The organism is Mucilaginibacter roseus (assembly GCF_021215455.1).
Taxonomy (GTDB): domain Bacteria; phylum Bacteroidota; class Bacteroidia; order Sphingobacteriales; family Sphingobacteriaceae; genus Mucilaginibacter; species Mucilaginibacter roseus.
Genome location: NZ_JAJPWV010000001.1, coordinates 916,959 through 935,004, shown reverse-complemented (window position 1 = coordinate 935,004; position 18,046 = coordinate 916,959). Strand labels below are relative to the sequence as shown.

The following is an 18,046-nucleotide window of genomic DNA, read 5'->3' as shown; positions in this document are numbered from 1 at the left end:
CTCTAAAATTACCTGTTAGCAAGTTGAGATGGATCGCCAATTAACAGGATTACCGCCATTGAAATGGTTAAACAAACAGCGACGATGATAGCTACATCAGCACCATTCATTTCATTGTTCATAACACGGAATCCAAACCGGTTAAGTGAGGTTGTTAAATTTTTCATTTGTTTTGGTGTTATAAGTTTATAATTGTTTAGCTAAGCATAAAACCTGCGGAGGCAGGCATAACAAACACATACCCCCTTTTCAGAGAGCATTAGTATAAACGATCAAGTAGTTTAATTAGGAATGTTTTATGACTTTGCAGTCAGGCACTTATATAAGCGAAACCGGGGTTTGTTTCAGGAAGCTATTGCCCGTAGTGTTTCAACAAAGCCATGTTATTAGGGAACTGGCCATTGCTGTTAAATATATTTTTGATGGCGATTTGGGTAACCGGTTTTATGATATAATCTTTAACAAAAGCATACGCTTTTGAACGGTTTATATCATCCGGATCGATAGATGAGGAGATCACATAAACCTCAATTTTTTTTATAAGCTTTTGGCTTAACTTTTTAAAACGTTCTAAAAAATCAAAACCACTTAGTGATGCCATATGAATATCCAAAAATATCATATCGGGCAAAGCTTTGGCGTTGTCGCTATTGCGCTTTAAAAACTCAAGTGCATTAGCACCATCGTAACTGTGCATGGTATGCGATGAAGCATTTGGCACATATATATCCAGCATCTTATCGTAAATAAGATGCTGGATAGGTTCGTCGTCAATAATAAGTAAGTTCATAACGTTATTATTTTTGATTGATTTGATTATTCAAACTGGTTTTTGATCTCGTAACCAAGCTCCTTTAGTATGCGTTCCTTTTTGAACAGCGTTACATCAGCCTGAACCATATCGCTGACAAGCATATCCAGGCTGTACTTTATTTCCCAACCGAGCTTTTCTTTAGCTTTTGTAGGATCACCAATCAACAGCTCAACCTCAGTAGGGCGGAAATAGGCCGGATCAACCGCAACTATCTCTTTCCCTACTTCAACCAGGTAATCAACGTTGCTGCAAGCCACTACGTAACCGCGTTCATTAACACCCTCGCCTTTAAATTCAATATCGATACCAAGCTCAGCGAAAGCCATTTTAATAAAATCGCGCACCGTAGTTGTAATGCCGGTTGCTATCACAAAATCTTCGGGTTTATCCTGCTGCAATATGCGCCACATGGCTTCAACGTAATCCTTAGCATGCCCCCAGTCTCGACGGGCATCAAGGTTACCCAGGTACAATTTGTTTTGCAAACCCAATGCTATTTTGGCAACGCCGCGGGTAATTTTACGTGTCACAAAAGTTTCTCCGCGTAACGGGCTTTCGTGATTAAACAATATCCCGTTGCAGGCAAACATATCATAAGCTTCGCGATAGTTAACCGTTATCCAGTAAGCGTATAGTTTGGCCACAGCGTAGGGCGAGCGTGGGTAAAAAGGCGTAGTTTCTGATTGTGGAACGGCTTGCACCAAACCATAAAGTTCAGATGTCGAAGCCTGGTATATTTTGGTTTTTTTATTAAGGCCAAGTATACGGATGGCTTCAAGCAAGCGTAACGTACCAATGCCATCGGCATTAGCGGTATATTCAGGTGTATCAAAGCTCACTTTAACATGGCTCATAGCACCCAAGTTGTAAATTTCATCGGGCTGAACCTGCTGAATGATGCGAATGAGGTTAGTAGAATCGCTCAAGTCGCCGTAATGCATAATAAAGTTGCGGTTTTCATCATGCGGATCCTGGTATAAATGATCAATACGCTCGGTATTGAACAGTGAACTCCGTCTTTTAATACCATGAACCTCGTAATTTTTTGATAATAAGAGTTCAGCAAGGTATGCACCGTCTTGACCGGTGATACCCGTGATAAGGGCCTTTTTTTTCATAAAAATGTATAGTAATGTTTATAGAATAGTAAGCAGGTAAAAACCATAAACCATTACGGCTAACAGCTTAAAAGCTTACAATAAATAAAAATAGAATCTCGAAAAAGAAAGTAGGAACCAGTTACGCTGCTTCTATATGTAAAACCGACTTGGGACGGGTAAACGTAACCTCAGGCGAACTGTAAAGATAATTTGATGATTCGTACTCGTAAACTTTAACATCGGTAAGTTTTACCTCTATGCTATTATTTGCCTCATTCAGTTTATCAACTATGCCAAAAAAAGTAAGGTTACGCTCTAAATCGGTTAAATAAACTTTTGTTAACTGAGCTTGATCCATTACCGTTGGCATAATCAGGATTGTTGATACCTCCTGTTGTACGGATAAAGCTATGAAATGTTATTAGTGTTATAAAATATTTAAGTTAAAGAACCTGATTGTATGATATATTGAAGATTAAATATTGTTCTCCAACTCCAGATATTCAACATGCCTTTCGCTTACCTGAGCCGGTTCGAAATTATGATTACCTATTAAACGCATCACTTTGGTTAGGATATTATTTTTATCCAAATGCGTTTCGGCATAGTTACGACCGTTTAGCTTTTCGGCGGTGTTGTCAATGGTGCAGCAGCGCAGAATAGCTTCTTCTAAAGATTGCAGGTTTTCAGACGGTATTACTACTCCCATCCTATTGTCATTGATAATTTCAAAAAGGTTTGTACCCGGCTCAGCAGTGATCAATGCCAAACCCCCTACCGCTAAAATAGTAGTCAACTTTGATGGCATCACCAGGTCACTTGCATTCTTCTTTTGCAATACCAGGTGCACATCGGCCATATTTAAGAAATTGTTAAACAAATGCGGTTCCTGCAAGGGTAAAAAGTGAACATTGTTTAGCTTTTGCTCACGTGCACTTTGCATCAGTTTTTCTTTATAGGGCCCGGTACCGCAAATCACAAACTTTATAAATTTTGATGCTTCCAGGTGACGCGCAACGCTTAAAATGCCATCCAGGCCCTGTTTTTCACCAATACTGCCTGAGTAAAGTACTATTTTATCATCCTCATGAAAGCCCCAAAGTTTTTTCAGTTCAGCGCTATCATATAATGGGCAGTAAGCGTTGGTGTCCACCCAATTCGGAAAGAACAGAACTTCTTTATCGGCTTTTTTAGAAACCTTTTTAAGCATACCGCTTGATATGGTGCTTACAAAATTAACCCGTTGCAATATTAGCCTTTCCATACCGAATAGTACCTTAAAAGCTTTATCCGACTTCAGCATCTGCAGGTCTCGCGCAGCTTCTATTTGCAGATCCTGAATATGATAAAGTATCTTTCCTCCTTTAAAAAAACGGTAAATCAACCCTAAAAAGCCAATATGAAATGGTGGCGCTACGCAAAAAATATAATCTTTTTTGGGTTTAAACAGCAAGTATATCACCATCAGCAGTGCGGAGCAAAAAAAGGTAAACTCATGAATCAGCCTTTTCATGCCGCTTGGTTGCGCTGGCACATACATAGGGCAACGATATATATTAAGCTTACCGTTCTTTAGCGTCTCGCGGGTATGGAACTTGTTTTTATATGGCTTTTGTATTTGCCAGTAAGGGTAATACGGAAAACTCGTGACTACATTACACTGAAAATTGTTTTCAACCAGCCAGTCAACCATCTCGCCGGTATACTTACCTATCCCGGTAAGCTCCGGCGAAAAATTAATGCCGATCAGCAAAATACTTTTTGACGGAGCATCTAATTTGCTCAGTTCACGCTCAGGTACATCTTTAGCCATAATGTTGGTTTAATTTACGCGCTTGGGGGAGGCGCTAATAGTTAAAAAGAGGAAGTTTATTCGGATGCCTGCAAAACTAATTGTGCAGCGTCTTCTTGATTGTTGATTGGCGCCTGACCCTTTCGAGTTTTTGCCTTTTGGTTTATCATGATCTCACGTATTTTGATGATGATCATATATTCGTAGTAAGATATATTGATGCAATAGGTTAGCCCTTGTATGCCCTCGGTAAAACCAAGCGCAAAGAAATAAGCATGAATAAACCTCAGCAATGGCCAGCCCGGTAGGCGGCTTAACCACGATTTTAATGCGGGATTACGTGTACTGCCATGCTTGCTAAAAATGTTTTTAAAGGGCGGGCGGTGTTTCAGTCTGGCCTCAGCCTCGAGTGTTGAATAGCGATTATGCCGTTCAATCCAATGCGACCAGCCTTTTGAAAAACCGTAGTGCAAATATGGCTCTTTCAAATATTCTGCTTTACCTAAAACCTGATCTTCCTTTTGCCCATGACCAAAATCGGTATAGGTAACCCTACCTTTACGCAACAGGCGCAGCTGCCATTTTGGGAAGTTATCGCAACGCTTTAACCAGCGCCCCTCTAACATCATTTTCCAACAGCAATAATAGCCAGCGATATTTTCACCCGCTTCGTCGGTCGCCTTTAATACAGCATCTCTAAATTCCGGCGTAGCTACCTCATCCGCATCCAGAAATAATATCCAATTGTATTTTAAGCTGATGTTTTGCAAAGCGAAATTGCGCTGCTTGCCAAAGCTCTCAAACGCGTTGGTTGTTACCGACGCGCCATATTTATAGGCTATTTCAGCTGTACGGTCAGTGCTCAACGAGTCAAGCACGTGAACGTCATCCGTCCATTGTAACGATTGTAGGCAGACGGGCAAATCAGCCTCTTCATTTTTAGTAAGTATAATTACAGAGATCATGATTAATTTAAATCAATTGACTTAACACGCTGAAAATGTGTTTTGAAAGACTTTTTACTTTTGTTTTTTGTATAACTCAAATGCCTTGACAACCTCACCGCAAAAGCACCGAGCATGAAGGTTGGATTTGCCTGTCCTGATGTAGGAAACACCGAACTGCTGCAAACGTAAATGTTACTTGTACCCCAAACTTTCAGATTGGTATCAACCACACCCTTATCCGGCGAGTTAGCTATGCGAGTTGTGCCACATTGGTGCAATCCGTCTTTCGACATAGTTTTTATTGCCTGCGGTAATTCATCTTTTTCAAACCAATATTTAAGTTCACCACAGCCGGTTGCGCGTAGCCAATTGTCAAGCACATCGTGCAGCTTAATTACAGAGGCAACATCGGCGTCAGTTAATTTGTAGTCAATGATTAGTCCTTCGCCGTCAGGTGCCAACCTCATCCGGTTACCTTCAAAAGGAATTTGCTCTGCGTGAAAATGTAAAGCATAAGTGTTTTTAGGACTGTAAAGAAAAACACCCGGCAGCTTTCGCTTACTGATATACCTTTTATAAAAAATAGAAGCTGGTTTGGTGAATGAACGGGGTACTCCCCTCGCGATATTGCCCAAATGCCCCGGTATGTTGTTAACCCTGCCCTTAGTAATTGAATGTGCTATAGCCGGGGGCGCCAGTTTTTTACCAAGTACCGGCGTTATCATGGCCAGGTACATGAACGACATGGCACCACTTCGATGCTTAGGATCAAAATACAACGGATTATCAAGCCATAGTGCTGTATTTAGTAAGTTGTTTTCCTTTAAAAAGTTATTATCAAATTGAAAACGCCTGCGGGTATAAACACCACCGGCATCTTTTATAAAACCATAATCAGTTTTTTTAGGATCGCCGTAAAAATGAACTGATGCTATCTTTCCGGATAAATGTCCCTGGTAATATTTACCCAGCGAATCGGGACTGCCGCCGATGTTTTTGAATAATTGCGGATTGCGCAATAATATCCGTGTACTCTCCTGTGCGCCGGCAGCCAAAACAAATTTATCAGCTGTTACTATGATCTGCTTTTGGGTAGCAACGTGCCTGAGTGTTAAAAAGCTCACTTTGCCTTTTTCGTTAGGCTGTTCAAAGTCCCGCGCCTCAAAACCTTCAATCAGCGTCATATTTTTCTGGGATGCAATATCCGCTGCATACCTCTCACCAAAGCGTGTCGGCATACTATAACGCTCCAACTTATTATCGCTTACAATGCCTTGCTTAAACCCTTCGGCAATTGGTTTTGGCGTTACACCTGTTAAAGTTGTAAGGTCAAAATCCGGCTTACCGCATTCAAAATATTCGGCAGCTTTTGGCAAATGATCCTGTATGTCAATCAATATATTTTTGTCCCATGTGCAATTACCATTAAGTATTGACCGGTCCTCAAAATCTACCTCATCATACATCACACAGCGGCCGCCCCAAGTAGCTGATGTACCGCCCAAGCCCTTATTGGTACACTCGTAAGGCTGATGATGATTAACCGGATTGTTTATCTGAATACTGCTATCAAGCTGATTACCATTTACTTGTTTTTTATTTCCGTATTCAACCAGCAAAACCTTTTTATGCGGATTAAGCCGCGCATAGTCTAAGGCAAGTATTATCCCGGCCGGGCCGCTGCCTATAACACAAAGGTCATAAACTTCAGCATCATCAGTTGATAGCATGTTTAGGTTATTTGTTATTAATAAAGTCCGTACGTTTTTTTAGTTCTTTTGCCGGGTGGCCTCCATATACGGTCCAGGCCTCAAGGTTTGATGAAGTAACTGACGAAGCCCCCAGAACACTGCCCTGTTTGCAGTGAACACCCGGCAACACTACCGCTTTTGAGCATATCCAAACGTAAGGCTCAAGTACAATCTTTTTCATGATATAGGTGAAGTCTGCCGTATTATAATCGTGCGTGGCTCCACATAAAAACGAGTACTGCGATAATATTACGTGATGCGACAGGTAAACGCCTCCGGGATTATATATTTCAACGCCCGGGCCGATGGTTACGATCTCTTCGGTTTCGAGCAGCCAGGGTGCCCATATTTTACAGTCAGGATAGATCACGTTCTTGTCGCCTATCTTACCGCCAAACATTCGCACCACCAAAACACGCCAACGGTGCATGGGGTTAGGCGTCCAACGGCAAAGCAATAACCACGTTATATTCCAGCAAAACCGTCGAAGTTTGTTTGAGAACGAAAATACCGGCCGTAAATACCCGTCAGCATTATCGGCACTATGATATGATAGCATACTGATCTGTCAGTTTGTTTTTATTTGTACTTGATGAATCGGTGCCATGCATAACCCTGCTAAAACGCTCAATATTGGCGTATTCCGAGAAATATTGCTCGAAGCAACCGTTTGCAGCGCCGCTCATTAATTGCTTATTTTGAGCGGATAGTTTGTACCATTTGTATAGCAGGTTGAATGTTCCTTCGGCAGTATCCGGCTCAACAATGGCGGCACCTGAATCCTTAATTTCCCGCCATATATTTACCTGATCTGAAATCAATACAGGTTTTCCGCAAGCCAATGCCTCAACCACGGCAATGCCAAAATTTTCCTGGTGACTTGGCAACACAAAGGCTTCACAATCATAAAAAGCGCCCCACTTGGCGTCGCCGATTAACATACCGGGGAAGTGTACGCGGTTATTTAATATTACCGATTGCCTTACCATCTGTTGCAACTGCTCGCCGTATGCCATTTCTCCACCCGGGCCTGCAATTACCAAATTTGGCAAGTGTGATATATCGCCGATGGCGGCTGCACGCTCAGCTAAACTTTTGTAAGCTTGCAGCAATAAGTCGCAACCTTTTTTTTCGTTGATACGGCTTAAAAAAAGCCAGTAGGGTTTGAGTTGCAAATCAGGGGCTGTTTCAAGGAAAGCCTTTGCCATTGACAGTGTGAAGGCTGGCGGCGATTGTACCCCCAGCCCCACTACAGTTTCTCTTTTAGGATAATATGGTTTAAAAGGTTTTCGTGCAAGCAACAGTTCGGTTTCGCATGTAAACAGCAATTCGTCGGCATTATTAATTATATTTTTTTCAACTAATGCCCAGTAAGCAATGTTGCGCAACGCCTTTATGCGGCGGCCTTTTGCCTGCTGGAAATAAGGGTCGAGCATACCATGAGGCATAACCATAAAGCGTGGCAGTATACCTTCTGCGTTTCTATCTAACTGTTTAAGTGCTTTATTAACCGCATAACCATGATACAACCACAAGCCATGAACTACTACCACATCAAAGCGAGTCAGGTTTTTTAGTAGCCACGGCATTAGCTGTTTACTATAATACCACGGACCTCTTTTTGGCCCGAGCGCATGTTGTGTAACAATGCTGTCGGAGTGATACACCTTATGGTCAACACTGGCTATCTCGTTATAAAAACCGGCGTCAGTTAACCCTTCGGCTAATAAGCGCACCGCCTCGCAAACCCCACCAGTTTCAGGGTTCATGGTACTGATTACATGAAGTATTTTCATTGTTACGCTTGCGCTATTAGCTTTGCTTCCAGCTTACCTTCGGCTACTGTGGAGAGAACGTCAAACAAAGCCTGCTTAACCTCATGAACAGTTATTGATGTGATACATTTTTTTTGTTGCGTTACGCATACTTCCAAACCACAGCCTGCACACTCCGGCAAACGGTAAATAATGCGGTTGTTGCTGCCCCTTGGGAACCACTGCCCCGGAAGATTACGGGCTGAGTATATACCTATTGCAGGTGTACCTACGCAAGCTGCAAGATGCATAGGCCCGCTATCATGCCCGATAAAAACAGTGGCTTGTTTTAACAGCGCCGCCGATACCCTGGGTGATGATTTTCCGCAAAAATTAATGCCTGTACCACGCCACGATTCAAGGCATTTATCGCCAATTGAAGTTTCATCGGCCGCACCAATCACCATCAATGACCAACCTGTTAACCTTGACGATAACTGCTGTAAAAGCAGCTGCCAATTATCAATGCCCCAGTCGTTGGCCGGATTTTTAGTACCCAATGATATAGCTAAAATGGACGCTTCAACAGGCAGTGCTTCGGTAAGGGCGTTTGCTGTTTGTATTTCCTGATAGGTTAATTTTAAATCCCAGTATCTGTCATCATCAAGCGGCAATGCGCCTAATAATTTAATGCGACGCGCCAGGCGTTTCGCTTCCCATTCGTTTTTACCGGTGTGTTCATCCCAGCTAACTTCAAAATCTTCTTTTTGAGCATCAAAGCCAATTAAATTCTTAACGCCTGCAGCTTTAAAAAACCAGTAATCACGCAATAAAGAAATTCGCGAGCGCGCCGGGTTAATGTTTACAACCGTATCGATATTCAACTTGCGAATTTGCATAATCAACGTCAACAACACACGCGGACTACGGGTGCCAACCGGATAATTGATAATGCGGTTAAAAAAATATCCGCTGCCTAAAACGGCTTCGGCTGCCGCAGCCTTGGCCATTACGGGCTTGTTGGTAAGCAAGGTAATATCAGCATCGGGAAAGCTTTCCTTTATTTTATGAAAGCAAGGCAAGGCCATAATAGTATCGCCCAGGCTACCCAATCTGTAAATCAGTACTTTTTTAGCCACTTTTTATACGTTATGATAAGCTGCGTCCGCTTTAATCAGCCACTCTTCAAGTTCATCAGTTAAAACCGGTGCTGTGCCTAAATGAGCTACAACACAACCCGCTGCTGCGTTAGCTAAACGGGCCGCTTCGGCGGCACTTGCGCCGCAAGCCATTGCCGCGGTAAGCGTGGCAATCACTGTATCACCCGCGCCTGATACATCAAATATTTGCCTGGCTACAGTAGGCAGGTGTTCAACCACCTCCCCCTTTTCACTGATGGCCATACCGTCGGCACCAAGGGTAACAATTAACGTTTCCGGGTTGTATCTATCATGTATCCTGCGGCAAATTTCTTCAAGCGGATATTTTTCGCCTATAGCAGGTGCCGGTAATTCCGCTAATTCGAGCGCCTCGTTACGGTTTGGCGTAAGCAAACCAACGCCACTGAATGATAGCCTGCGTGCCGGTTTTGGATCAACGGCTACCAGCAAACCCGGAATGTTTTTGGAGATGTTTATTACAGAATCCAATAAGGATTGTGTGATCACGCCTTTAGCATAATCAGATACAATTACGGCGTCTACCTCACGCATAGCCCTGCCAAGTATCTTTTCAAAATCAGATGATGAATCAATGGCATAAAATTCACGCTGGCCTTCCCTGTCAATACGGCAAAGCTGTTGCGATTGTATAACTACGCGCGTTTTAACAATAGTTGGCGATTGAAACAGCACATCAGGAGAAATATATTGAACCTTTTTATCTGCCAGTATTTTTAACAGGCGTTCGCCTGCCTCATCCTGTATGCAATGCCCCATAATGCTGGTTGTTACCCCCAAATTGGTAAGGTTTAATGCCACATTGGCCGCGCCGCCTGCTGTAAAGCTGTCGTCAGCTACGTGTACAACAGGTACCGGTGCCTCGGGCGATATGCGCGTTACGTTACCCCATACATAATGGTCGAGCATCATATCGCCGATTACCATAACTTTTACGGCACTCAGTTTTTTTAGTAAATAAGTCAGGTTCATGCAGATGTTATTTAAGATCGCTCCAGTCAGTAGCATCCAGTTCTTCAAGCCATTGGTGCAGTATCAGCGTATGCACTTCCTGTATGCGCGCGGTAGTATTGCTTGGTACAATGAGTTCAATATCGCACGTACCCTTTATCATACCGCCATCTTTTCCGCCTAAATATATAGTTGTAATACCCTGAGCTGTGGCCTGCTCAAATGCTTTAATGATATTGGCGCTGTTACCGCTGGTGCTAAAGCCTACCAGCACATCGCCAAGTTTACCCAGCCCTTCTAACTGGCGGGCGTATATCTCGTCGAAACCATAATCGTTACCAATGCAAGTGATGGCGGTAACGTCGGCATTAAGGCATATAGCCGGCAGGCTGCGGCGTTCCGCCTTATAACGTCCTACCAACTCTTCTGATAAATGCAATGCATCAGCCGCGCTGCCGCCATTGCCGCAGGTAATCAGCTTGCCGCCATTTAGTATGGATCGCTTTATAGCCTGAGCCGCAGCATCAATGCATTCTTCAAGATGCACACTTGCTGATAGCACTTTAATTAACTCATCAACCGATTGCAGGTATGATACACCTGCGTCAGCAGCATAAGTGCTTTGATTATATGATGACCCGAGCATATGAATAGAAATTAAATGTTTTTATAGTCAGATTGAAGAAACTACTTGATGAACAGAACTTCAGGTTCGTTTTCGCCGTCTTGAATAGTTTTAACCAGCCACAACTTACGGTTTGGCTTACGCAAGGCAGCTACAATTAGTCCGCCCAGTATTACATCAAAACCTAATGAGGTTGGTTGCGCCCATTGCCCCTGCATAATGGCCAGTATACCAATACTACAAATCATCCAGGGAAGAAAGTCGTTATGGCTAACGCGTTTGAAGCTATCCCAACCCAGGTTGATCACAAATATTACACGGATGATGATTACTGCGAAGCCCATGATGATACCCATCTCCCCGATTAACCGGCCCCACTCCCCTTCGGATATAAGATACACAGTATGGTCTCCGGCTATAAGCATACTGCCTACGCTGGTGCCCATACCTATACCGTAACCGAAGAACGGCTTTTCGGCCGACTCGATAATGGCCCCGACCATGCCCCCCAAAAAGCGATCGACAAATACGCCACTAACACCACCTTCGGTTTCGTTGGCATTGGTAAATCTGTCTGTAAAAACGGCTATTGGTGTTGCCGCGAACTTAGTTTGGCTCAGCACGCCAATTGCTATTACCAATACAACCGCCGCCATCATGATCTTGCCTATGTATTTTGGATTACGGGACATGGCGATCAATGTAAATAATATACAGGCCAACACTAACGATAAAAGACTGCGGCTAATTGATAACGGAATCGCCATCAGCAAGCCCAGCGTAGCACCGATTAATATGATGCGGTTCATGCTCTTCGGCGTAAGCCAGAAATAAAATATATACGCTGATGCAAAGCCAAAAAATAAAGCAGTACCATTAGTAAACGAGAAGGTTGCCGGTGGCCTGAAAAAGCCCATTGCCCCATCAAAGCCTCCACCTTTGGCATCGCCACCGATACCCCGGTTCACCCATGCCGATTGCGGGCTATAAAACTGCATAGCTATCAGTATAGCCATTGGGATGGTGAGCCAAACCGTAAATTTCCCTATCCGTATTACATCATCGCGATCAAAAACCCTCCCGATAACAAATATTAACGGGAAGTGAAACATCAGTATCCGTGCGCCATAAATAGCTACAGCAATGTTGCCGTGCCCGAATGCCAAAGCTGTAATAACACCCACGGCACCGACAATCATTATAACGGTTACATATAAATTTGCAGGTAATAGGTTACGTTTCCACGCAAGCATAACTAACCAAAGTGCTATTGGGTCGCGCACCACAAGCAGCGGCGTAGCTAATCCCGGCAATACCCATTTACGCAGGGCGCCTTCAAAGATGAGTAACAGAAAGTAAGCCCATATACCGCGCTTGAGCAGTAAATTCGCATCCCGCTCCTTTACCGGTTCCAGTATATGGTTTTTAGTAAGATCGAGGCTGTTATACACACCCGCCAAAACGGAATTATTGAACTGTCTCATGCCTTAGTGTGTATAATTAACCAGTTCATGTATAACATTATCGCCATAAGTTTCCCATGTGTAAGTAGCTGCTTTAAGTTGCGCAGCTTTACTCATTTGCGGCAGTTTATCGCGGTTATCAGCAAACCAGGCAATCTTTTCAGCAATTGCTTCTGGTGAGCGTATATCAACCAGGAAACCTGTTTTGCCGTCCTCTACCAAATCAGCGCCCCCTGTGTTTGGGGTGATGATGATAGGCAGGCCCTGGCTCATGGCTTCCTGCATTACTAATGCCCGGCCTTCAACTATGGATGGCAGGCAGAATACATCACATGATCGCATCAATTCTAAAACCTGATCGTGTGAACGACCCGGCTCGTAGGTAAAATCGGATAGTTGCTTGCGGTAAAAATCCATCGGTGCGAGTAAAGAACCCATTACCACTAACTCAATATTTTTTGTATTTAGTAACTTAACGGCTTTAAACAGATCGCCAAGCCCTTTACGCTGCCCCATTGACCCGGCAAACAATACCCGAAGCGGCTTATTTTTATCAGCGACGGCCTTAATATCACCATACTGTGGCGATCCAAAAGGTGATACAATACGTTGTTTAGTTGCCGCCCAATTCGGCAGCGAATCCATTACAAATGAACCCGGCCCCACTACAACATCTGCCAGCTCCAATTCTTGTGTTTTGCGTTCGAGTTTAGCTTCAGAATCATTGATTCCGCCACCTAATGTAATCGCCCATTCTGGCATACGTGTAGCTTCCTCATTAAGCAGCTTTTGCGCTGTTTCCCAATATGCTATCGGCAGATCATATACACATTTCAAGCCTAAGCGCCTGGCCTCTTTAAAAGTAGCTAAAGCGCCGTCTTCATAAGCATAAACCGCGGTGATGCTTTTATTTTTTGTGAAATGCCTTAAACGTTTAGCTGTTGCTTTATCCAGGTCACGGTATACCGCATCAACACTGGCCCACCCCTTTTCGTGCTCGGTACAACTATTAATACCCAAACGCGGCAGTGTCATCCTAACCATTTCAAGCGCTGGGCGGGTGTATAAACTTCCCATCGGTACCTGAAACGAACGTCGCATCAGTTCAGCACGTAATTTACCCGGCAAAAGCTTTAGCCAGGCCGAATTTTGATGTGTGGCCAACGTGGTGTGAAAGGCCGATAACATATTCGCCTTAGCTAAACTTGCAATAACAGCGCGCACATTCCGGTTGCCTGTCGGGTGCGATATAACTACGTTCATCTGTTCCCTATTCTTTTATCCAGCTATACATATCCAGCGCGATAGCTTCCCAACTGCGTGTTAACCAAAACCATTGGTGCAACAACTGGCGGCGTTTCTCACCCTCAGCTGTGGTAACCAGGCTATAGTTCTCCATCAATTCCTGCGGACGAAATAAGGCGTAACCCGGAGGTTCGTCCAGCGTAAACGGAGCTTCACAAACCACAGGTACAGCATGCGCAGATAAGGCCGCGAATGTTCCGGACTTGCGCAAGCTATCGGCAGTTTGGCCAACCAGAGCCGCTTCGGCGCTCAACATCATAGCCGATACTTCTGCGGGTTTTAACACGCCCATTTGTGTAAGCACGCCTTGCCCTATTTCGGTATTTGCCAAATCAAGCTCCTGCTCGGCATATGAATTGTCCTTAGGGCCAATAGCATACAATTTTGTGATGCCACCCTTTTGATATAGTTGTTTAATCAGAGGCAAATGCTGCTGCAATGTCCATAACCTTGTGTGTGCTAAACCAAATATGATCCACTCGCCAGGGTTGCGGGCGCTTTTAAGACCATACTCTTTATCAAAAGGTAAAATATTAGCGCCCACCATACTTAAATGAACTTTTGGATTCACCAGCACCGACTCTAACTTTTGTTTTTGTTCGTTAGTTACAACCGTAATGGCGTCAGCTCGCTTGCTTAACGTTTTAACTGTATACTTTGTAAAGGTATCCAGCAACTTATGATGTGCCTTTAAGTGTTTGCCACCATCCCATGTTTCATGAAAATATATGAACAAGCGATTGGCTGGCGACGCCTTTTTGAATTTTCTTAATGCAGATAGCAGCTTAAAAGGCAATGCGAAACGCGAATAACTTTTTGGCGTGTAGTTCAACAGCACATCTGTTGGATAGGTGCTGTTGATGGTGTTTTTTAATGCGATCTCCCAATTATCAGCACTTAACTCCAACGGAACTTCAATTTTATCTGCCGGAAAATACTGAACACCAATTTTAATATCAAGGTAGTACTTGCCCAAAGCCAAGGCTGTACGGAAAGCATGATCGCTTACTCCGCAAACTCCGGGCGGACAGGTAGGCGCTATTACCAATAATTGCCTGTGGCTGTCGTTCATCATTTTAGTTGTTAGCTTCCTGTAGTTCAAGTGTCAAACGCTCTGCAGGTACTTTGTTAACTTGTGGCTTAAATTCGTTTGTTGCAGGTTGCGGCTTTCTTTTAGTGAGAAATCTTTTCTCAAAATATTCGTATGACAGGTGCGCGATAACAATTGTAATTGATATCACAATTATGAGTTCGACAATAACTTTACCGGTAAACTGAGGCACTTTATTGCGAACATTAAGCATTCCGAATATCACAATGGGGTGATAAACATAAATTCCGTATGATATCTTGCCCAGGTACTGCAATAATGAAGAGCGCGATAAGGCCAACACCCTTGCGCGTCCTTTTTCTATAATGCCGGCAATAATGGCCGCGCTTATAAAGTTCAAAAGCGAATAACCCCATATCCATTGGTACGCTTTGGGCAAGTTGCTTGGCCAGCCAATTGCGCCTAAATTGTAAGTTGGTATTAATGCCACCAATAGTAAACCGGTAACAACTACCATCGCCATACTGGAGTAGATAACCTGCGGCCTGCTCAAAAACCTGCGAACTTTTACTTTACAAAGTAACGCGCCAAATACAAAAGCATCTATATGTGAAAAAGGCAATACATATGCTGCAAGCGCTTTGGCGGTGGCGCCTCCATTATAGCCAACCAGGTATGGTAAATGCTCGTTGACAGAATAACCCAGCACCCGTATAAGCATGCTTAGCGGCAACAGGCATAACAATATTGGTGTTATACGTTTTTGAGGGACAAACCATAAAAAGAAAGGCCATATCAAATAAAACTGCCATTCGAGCGCAAGGCTCCATAAATGGCCGTATACCATGTGAAACGAATAGTCCTGATAAAGCCACCTAAAGTTAAGCGAGTACGTTACCAGCCAAGGCCATTCTTTATCAAAAGCTTCGGGCTTACCTGCAAAAAAATTGAAAAGCGCGAGAATACCAATGTAGCCAAAGTATAACGGAAACAAGCGTAACACGCGCCGCTTGTAAAAGTCTTTAAAAAAAGCGCCGGTTTGCTTACTTGGTAACGCTTTTTTGTTTTTTATAATGATGCCCGAGATTAAAAATCCTGATAGCACGAAGAAAAATTGCACTCCTATCCACCCGCAAGGAAAAAGCGTATAATGATAGGCGATTATAGCTAAGGCGGCTATGGCACGCATGGCATCAAGCTGGTAGTTGTGTTTCATGTATCGGCTATACCCTCAAGCTAAAATTAACATCTTAAACAGTAACCTTTGCCCATTGTGCAACCTCATTCAACCCTTCGTTAAGCGAGTAAACCGAACTGAAACCTATCTGCTCCAACTTGGTTACATCGGCACGCCAATTGGTTGGATCGCCGGGTGGTACTTTGCCGTCAAAGGCAATATCCATATCAATATTTAAACTATTGATAAGGCAGCGGGCAACATCCGCTACTGTACTTTCAACACCTGAGGCCAGATTATATATAGCATAGCGCTCATCCTGCTGCTGATTGATAATACTGGTTACGGCACGGCATACATCACGCACGTACATAAAATCGCGACTCTCGGCACCTGTACCAAATAGCTGAATAGATTTTTGGCCTAATGTACCAGCCTGTATGGCTCGCTGGGTAACATCATATATCAATTGTTTGCGTAAGCCTGGGCCGTAAACCGAGAATATGCGAAATACGACAACCTGTAATCCCAAAGCGCGAGAGTAATTCATCAACAAGGTTTCGGCAGTGGCCTTATGTATGCCGTAGGGCGATATAGGCATAACTGGCGTTTGCTCTGTTATTGGCAACGTTTTCGGATTACCATATACTGCCGCACTCGAAAAGAAAAGCAATTTAGCATCGGGCTGTGCTTTGGCAAGGTATAAAGCCAAGCGAGCAGTGCCGGGTAATAAGCTCGAAAAATCGCTGTATGGATCATTCACTGATGCGGCAACAGAAGCGCCACCCGCTAAATGGCAAACCGCGTCGAGCTTACGCCCTTGTAGTAACCTGTCCAGATCAACCGTTTCTAAAGACGAAGTGGCAAAACCATCCCACAAAGCCGGGCGCATTGGCGCACGCATATCAATACCTATCAGGTTATAGCCTTGCTCAGCCAACTCATCGGCAAGCCAGGTACCCAGAAAGCCGGAGGCGCCGGTAACCAGGATTGTTTTATTGTACTTCATCAAAAAATAGTTTAGGGTTGTTTAAACAAGTACGCCAACGGTCGGCCATTACGTTATGGGAGAAGTTTTGATCGTAATAATTCTTTAACCTCTCAGGATCAAAGGCTCCTGCTTTTATATGGCTAATCAATTTTGATAAGCCTTCGCTTATAGAATGCTGATCAGGCTCAACCAGAACTGCATCCGGATTGTCAATGCAGCAATCGCCTATCGCGCCTATATTGGTTGCCATAAACGGTAGCCCATAAGCCATTGATTCAAGCAGAACAAGCGGCAAGCCCTCCATTTCGGTTGAGGTGAGTACTAAGCCATCGTACGATGCCATTAGTTCGGCACCTTCTCTATCAGCCGGGTAACCGCCTTTAAAGGTTACAATGCCGGTTAAGTTAAGTTCCGCTGCGAGTTTTCTGAGGTTGGCTTCTTCTTCGCCTTTGCCCCATAGATGCAGCGCTATATTTTGCTTATCAGGCAGCGTGGCCAGTGTGTTGAATAACAGCGGCAAACCTTTGTTACCAGCCAGCCTGCCGAAGTAAGCCAGTTTGATCTGCTGCTTTTCGCTATTGTCATCTTTTTTGCGCAACACACCATTGACAGGTGGTGCCGGAAAACATGGCAACCAATTTAAGCCCGAGGCATCAGTAAGATTGGTTTGCCAATACGTTAACATAGATGGCGCCTGTACCGCTATGCCGTTAAAACTACTACGGCTCTTGTTCCAAATCTCTTCTTTTTGAGAGCGGTTGGCTATAAAGTCTTGCGCTATCTTAAAGCAGTTGTTATTTAAGTAATGCGTTATAAAATTTGAGGAGTTTGATAAACCAATACTCACAAATACATCAGGTTTAAAGCTTTTTGCCTGTTTTGCAGCTGAAAGCAGCGAACGGTATTTTTTTACCTTATCAAATAAGCCCGGGGTTTTATGTTCTATACGACCCAAAATATGGCTGGCATCAGCCGCACGACCGCCATTTTTATCATCGGTGATATTGATAACTTTGAGATTATGGCCTTCAGCTTTCACAAAATCAATCAATTCGCGATAGGCTATCTGGGCGCCACCGAGGCCATCGACGTGCCCCATCAGTAAAATATTTTTTTTTGCGTTCAAACCCATTGGTTTAATGTTCAC

Annotated in this window: 18 protein-coding genes; all 18 read right to left on the bottom strand. The window is 43.7% G+C overall.

Annotated elements, in window-relative coordinates:
* Positions 1 to 8: 8 nt before the first annotated feature.
* Positions 9 to 167, bottom strand: coding sequence for a hypothetical protein (locus tag LT679_RS04045; RefSeq protein ID WP_232175749.1), 159 nt, complete (start codon positions 165 to 167; stop codon positions 9 to 11).
* Between the two features lie 185 nt (positions 168 to 352).
* Complete coding sequence (locus LT679_RS04040) at positions 353 to 790, bottom strand: response regulator (RefSeq protein ID WP_232175747.1); 438 nt, start codon at positions 788 to 790, stop codon at positions 353 to 355.
* 26 nt (positions 791 to 816) lie between these two features.
* On the bottom strand, positions 817 to 1,932 hold the full coding sequence (gene gmd / locus LT679_RS04035; RefSeq protein WP_232175746.1) for a GDP-mannose 4,6-dehydratase: 1,116 nt from the start codon (positions 1,930 to 1,932) through the stop codon (positions 817 to 819).
* A gap of 121 nt (positions 1,933 to 2,053) precedes the next feature.
* Positions 2,054 to 2,272 (bottom strand): hypothetical protein, encoded by a 219-nt coding sequence (locus LT679_RS04030; RefSeq protein WP_232175743.1) that lies wholly within the window; start codon positions 2,270 to 2,272, stop codon positions 2,054 to 2,056.
* A gap of 117 nt (positions 2,273 to 2,389) precedes the next feature.
* Positions 2,390 to 3,727, bottom strand: a complete 1,338-nt coding sequence (locus LT679_RS04025; RefSeq protein ID WP_232175742.1) for a WcaI family glycosyltransferase — start codon at positions 3,725 to 3,727, stop codon at positions 2,390 to 2,392.
* A gap of 56 nt (positions 3,728 to 3,783) precedes the next feature.
* A complete protein-coding gene (locus LT679_RS04020; RefSeq protein WP_232175740.1) occupies positions 3,784 to 4,671 on the bottom strand; it encodes a glycosyltransferase family 2 protein in 888 nt (295 codons plus the stop codon).
* Positions 4,672 to 4,673: 2 nt separating this feature from the next.
* Positions 4,674 to 6,383, bottom strand: a complete 1,710-nt coding sequence (locus tag LT679_RS04015; RefSeq protein ID WP_232175738.1) for a GMC oxidoreductase — start codon at positions 6,381 to 6,383, stop codon at positions 4,674 to 4,676.
* A 7-nt stretch (positions 6,384 to 6,390) separates the two neighbouring features.
* Positions 6,391 to 6,963, bottom strand: coding sequence for an LbetaH domain-containing protein (locus LT679_RS04010; protein ID WP_232175736.1), 573 nt, complete (start codon positions 6,961 to 6,963; stop codon positions 6,391 to 6,393).
* The gene (locus LT679_RS04005; RefSeq protein ID WP_232175734.1) at positions 6,947 to 8,200 is read right to left on the bottom strand and encodes a glycosyltransferase; all 1,254 of its coding nucleotides are present in this window, start codon (positions 8,198 to 8,200) and stop codon (positions 6,947 to 6,949) included. The genes LT679_RS04010 and LT679_RS04005 overlap by 17 nt, the downstream gene beginning before the upstream one ends.
* 2 nt (positions 8,201 to 8,202) lie before the next feature.
* Entirely contained in the window at positions 8,203 to 9,297 is a 1,095-nt protein-coding gene (locus LT679_RS04000) for a glycosyltransferase family 9 protein (RefSeq protein ID WP_232175731.1), read from the bottom strand.
* A 3-nt stretch (positions 9,298 to 9,300) separates the two neighbouring features.
* Positions 9,301 to 10,308: a bifunctional heptose 7-phosphate kinase/heptose 1-phosphate adenyltransferase gene (locus LT679_RS03995; RefSeq protein ID WP_232175729.1), complete on the bottom strand. Its 1,008-nt coding sequence runs from the start codon at positions 10,306 to 10,308 to the stop codon at positions 9,301 to 9,303.
* A gap of 7 nt (positions 10,309 to 10,315) precedes the next feature.
* Positions 10,316 to 10,933, bottom strand: coding sequence for a D-sedoheptulose-7-phosphate isomerase (locus LT679_RS03990; protein ID WP_232175727.1), 618 nt, complete (start codon positions 10,931 to 10,933; stop codon positions 10,316 to 10,318).
* A gap of 41 nt (positions 10,934 to 10,974) precedes the next feature.
* Positions 10,975 to 12,396: a hypothetical protein gene (locus LT679_RS03985; protein ID WP_232175725.1), complete on the bottom strand. Its 1,422-nt coding sequence runs from the start codon at positions 12,394 to 12,396 to the stop codon at positions 10,975 to 10,977.
* Positions 12,397 to 12,399: 3 nt separating this feature from the next.
* Positions 12,400 to 13,638, bottom strand: a complete 1,239-nt coding sequence (locus LT679_RS03980; RefSeq protein WP_232175723.1) for a glycosyltransferase family 4 protein — start codon at positions 13,636 to 13,638, stop codon at positions 12,400 to 12,402.
* A 7-nt stretch (positions 13,639 to 13,645) separates the two neighbouring features.
* On the bottom strand, positions 13,646 to 14,755 hold the full coding sequence (locus LT679_RS03975) for a hypothetical protein (RefSeq protein ID WP_232175721.1): 1,110 nt from the start codon (positions 14,753 to 14,755) through the stop codon (positions 13,646 to 13,648).
* Between the two features lies 1 nt (position 14,756).
* Positions 14,757 to 15,947, bottom strand: coding sequence for an acyltransferase family protein (locus LT679_RS03970; RefSeq protein WP_232175720.1), 1,191 nt, complete (start codon positions 15,945 to 15,947; stop codon positions 14,757 to 14,759).
* Positions 15,948 to 15,981: 34 nt separating this feature from the next.
* Complete coding sequence (locus LT679_RS03965; protein WP_232175718.1) at positions 15,982 to 16,917, bottom strand: NAD-dependent epimerase/dehydratase family protein; 936 nt, start codon at positions 16,915 to 16,917, stop codon at positions 15,982 to 15,984.
* Positions 16,904 to 18,031: a glycosyltransferase gene (locus LT679_RS03960; RefSeq protein WP_232175716.1), complete on the bottom strand. Its 1,128-nt coding sequence runs from the start codon at positions 18,029 to 18,031 to the stop codon at positions 16,904 to 16,906. Before LT679_RS03960 ends, LT679_RS03965 begins: the two co-directional genes overlap by 14 nt.
* Positions 18,032 to 18,046: the final 15 nt, after the last annotated feature.

Coding starts and splice junctions, on each gene's coding strand:
- LT679_RS04005 (WP_232175734.1), bottom strand. CDS start 8,200: ATGAAAATACTTCATGTAATCAGTACCATGAACCCTGAAACTGGTGGG.
- LT679_RS04015 (WP_232175738.1), bottom strand. CDS start 6,383: ATGCTATCAACTGATGATGCTGAAGTTTATGACCTTTGTGTTATAGGC.
- LT679_RS03970 (WP_232175720.1), bottom strand. CDS start 15,947: ATGAAACACAACTACCAGCTTGATGCCATGCGTGCCATAGCCGCCTTA.
- LT679_RS03985 (WP_232175725.1), bottom strand. CDS start 12,396: ATGAGACAGTTCAATAATTCCGTTTTGGCGGGTGTGTATAACAGCCTC.
- LT679_RS03990 (WP_232175727.1), bottom strand. CDS start 10,933: ATGCTCGGGTCATCATATAATCAAAGCACTTATGCTGCTGACGCAGGT.
- LT679_RS04040 (WP_232175747.1), bottom strand. CDS start 790: ATGAACTTACTTATTATTGACGACGAACCTATCCAGCATCTTATTTAC.
- LT679_RS04030 (WP_232175743.1), bottom strand. CDS start 2,272: ATGGATCAAGCTCAGTTAACAAAAGTTTATTTAACCGATTTAGAGCGT.
- LT679_RS03965 (WP_232175718.1), bottom strand. CDS start 16,917: ATGAAGTACAATAAAACAATCCTGGTTACCGGCGCCTCCGGCTTTCTG.
- LT679_RS04010 (WP_232175736.1), bottom strand. CDS start 6,963: ATGCTATCATATCATAGTGCCGATAATGCTGACGGGTATTTACGGCCG.
- LT679_RS03960 (WP_232175716.1), bottom strand. CDS start 18,031: ATGGGTTTGAACGCAAAAAAAAATATTTTACTGATGGGGCACGTCGAT.
- LT679_RS03980 (WP_232175723.1), bottom strand. CDS start 13,638: ATGAACGTAGTTATATCGCACCCGACAGGCAACCGGAATGTGCGCGCT.
- LT679_RS04025 (WP_232175742.1), bottom strand. CDS start 3,727: ATGGCTAAAGATGTACCTGAGCGTGAACTGAGCAAATTAGATGCTCCG.
- LT679_RS03975 (WP_232175721.1), bottom strand. CDS start 14,755: ATGATGAACGACAGCCACAGGCAATTATTGGTAATAGCGCCTACCTGT.
- LT679_RS04020 (WP_232175740.1), bottom strand. CDS start 4,671: ATGATCTCTGTAATTATACTTACTAAAAATGAAGAGGCTGATTTGCCC.
- LT679_RS04045 (WP_232175749.1), bottom strand. CDS start 167: ATGAAAAATTTAACAACCTCACTTAACCGGTTTGGATTCCGTGTTATG.
- gmd (WP_232175746.1), bottom strand. CDS start 1,932: ATGAAAAAAAAGGCCCTTATCACGGGTATCACCGGTCAAGACGGTGCA.
- LT679_RS03995 (WP_232175729.1), bottom strand. CDS start 10,308: ATGAACCTGACTTATTTACTAAAAAAACTGAGTGCCGTAAAAGTTATG.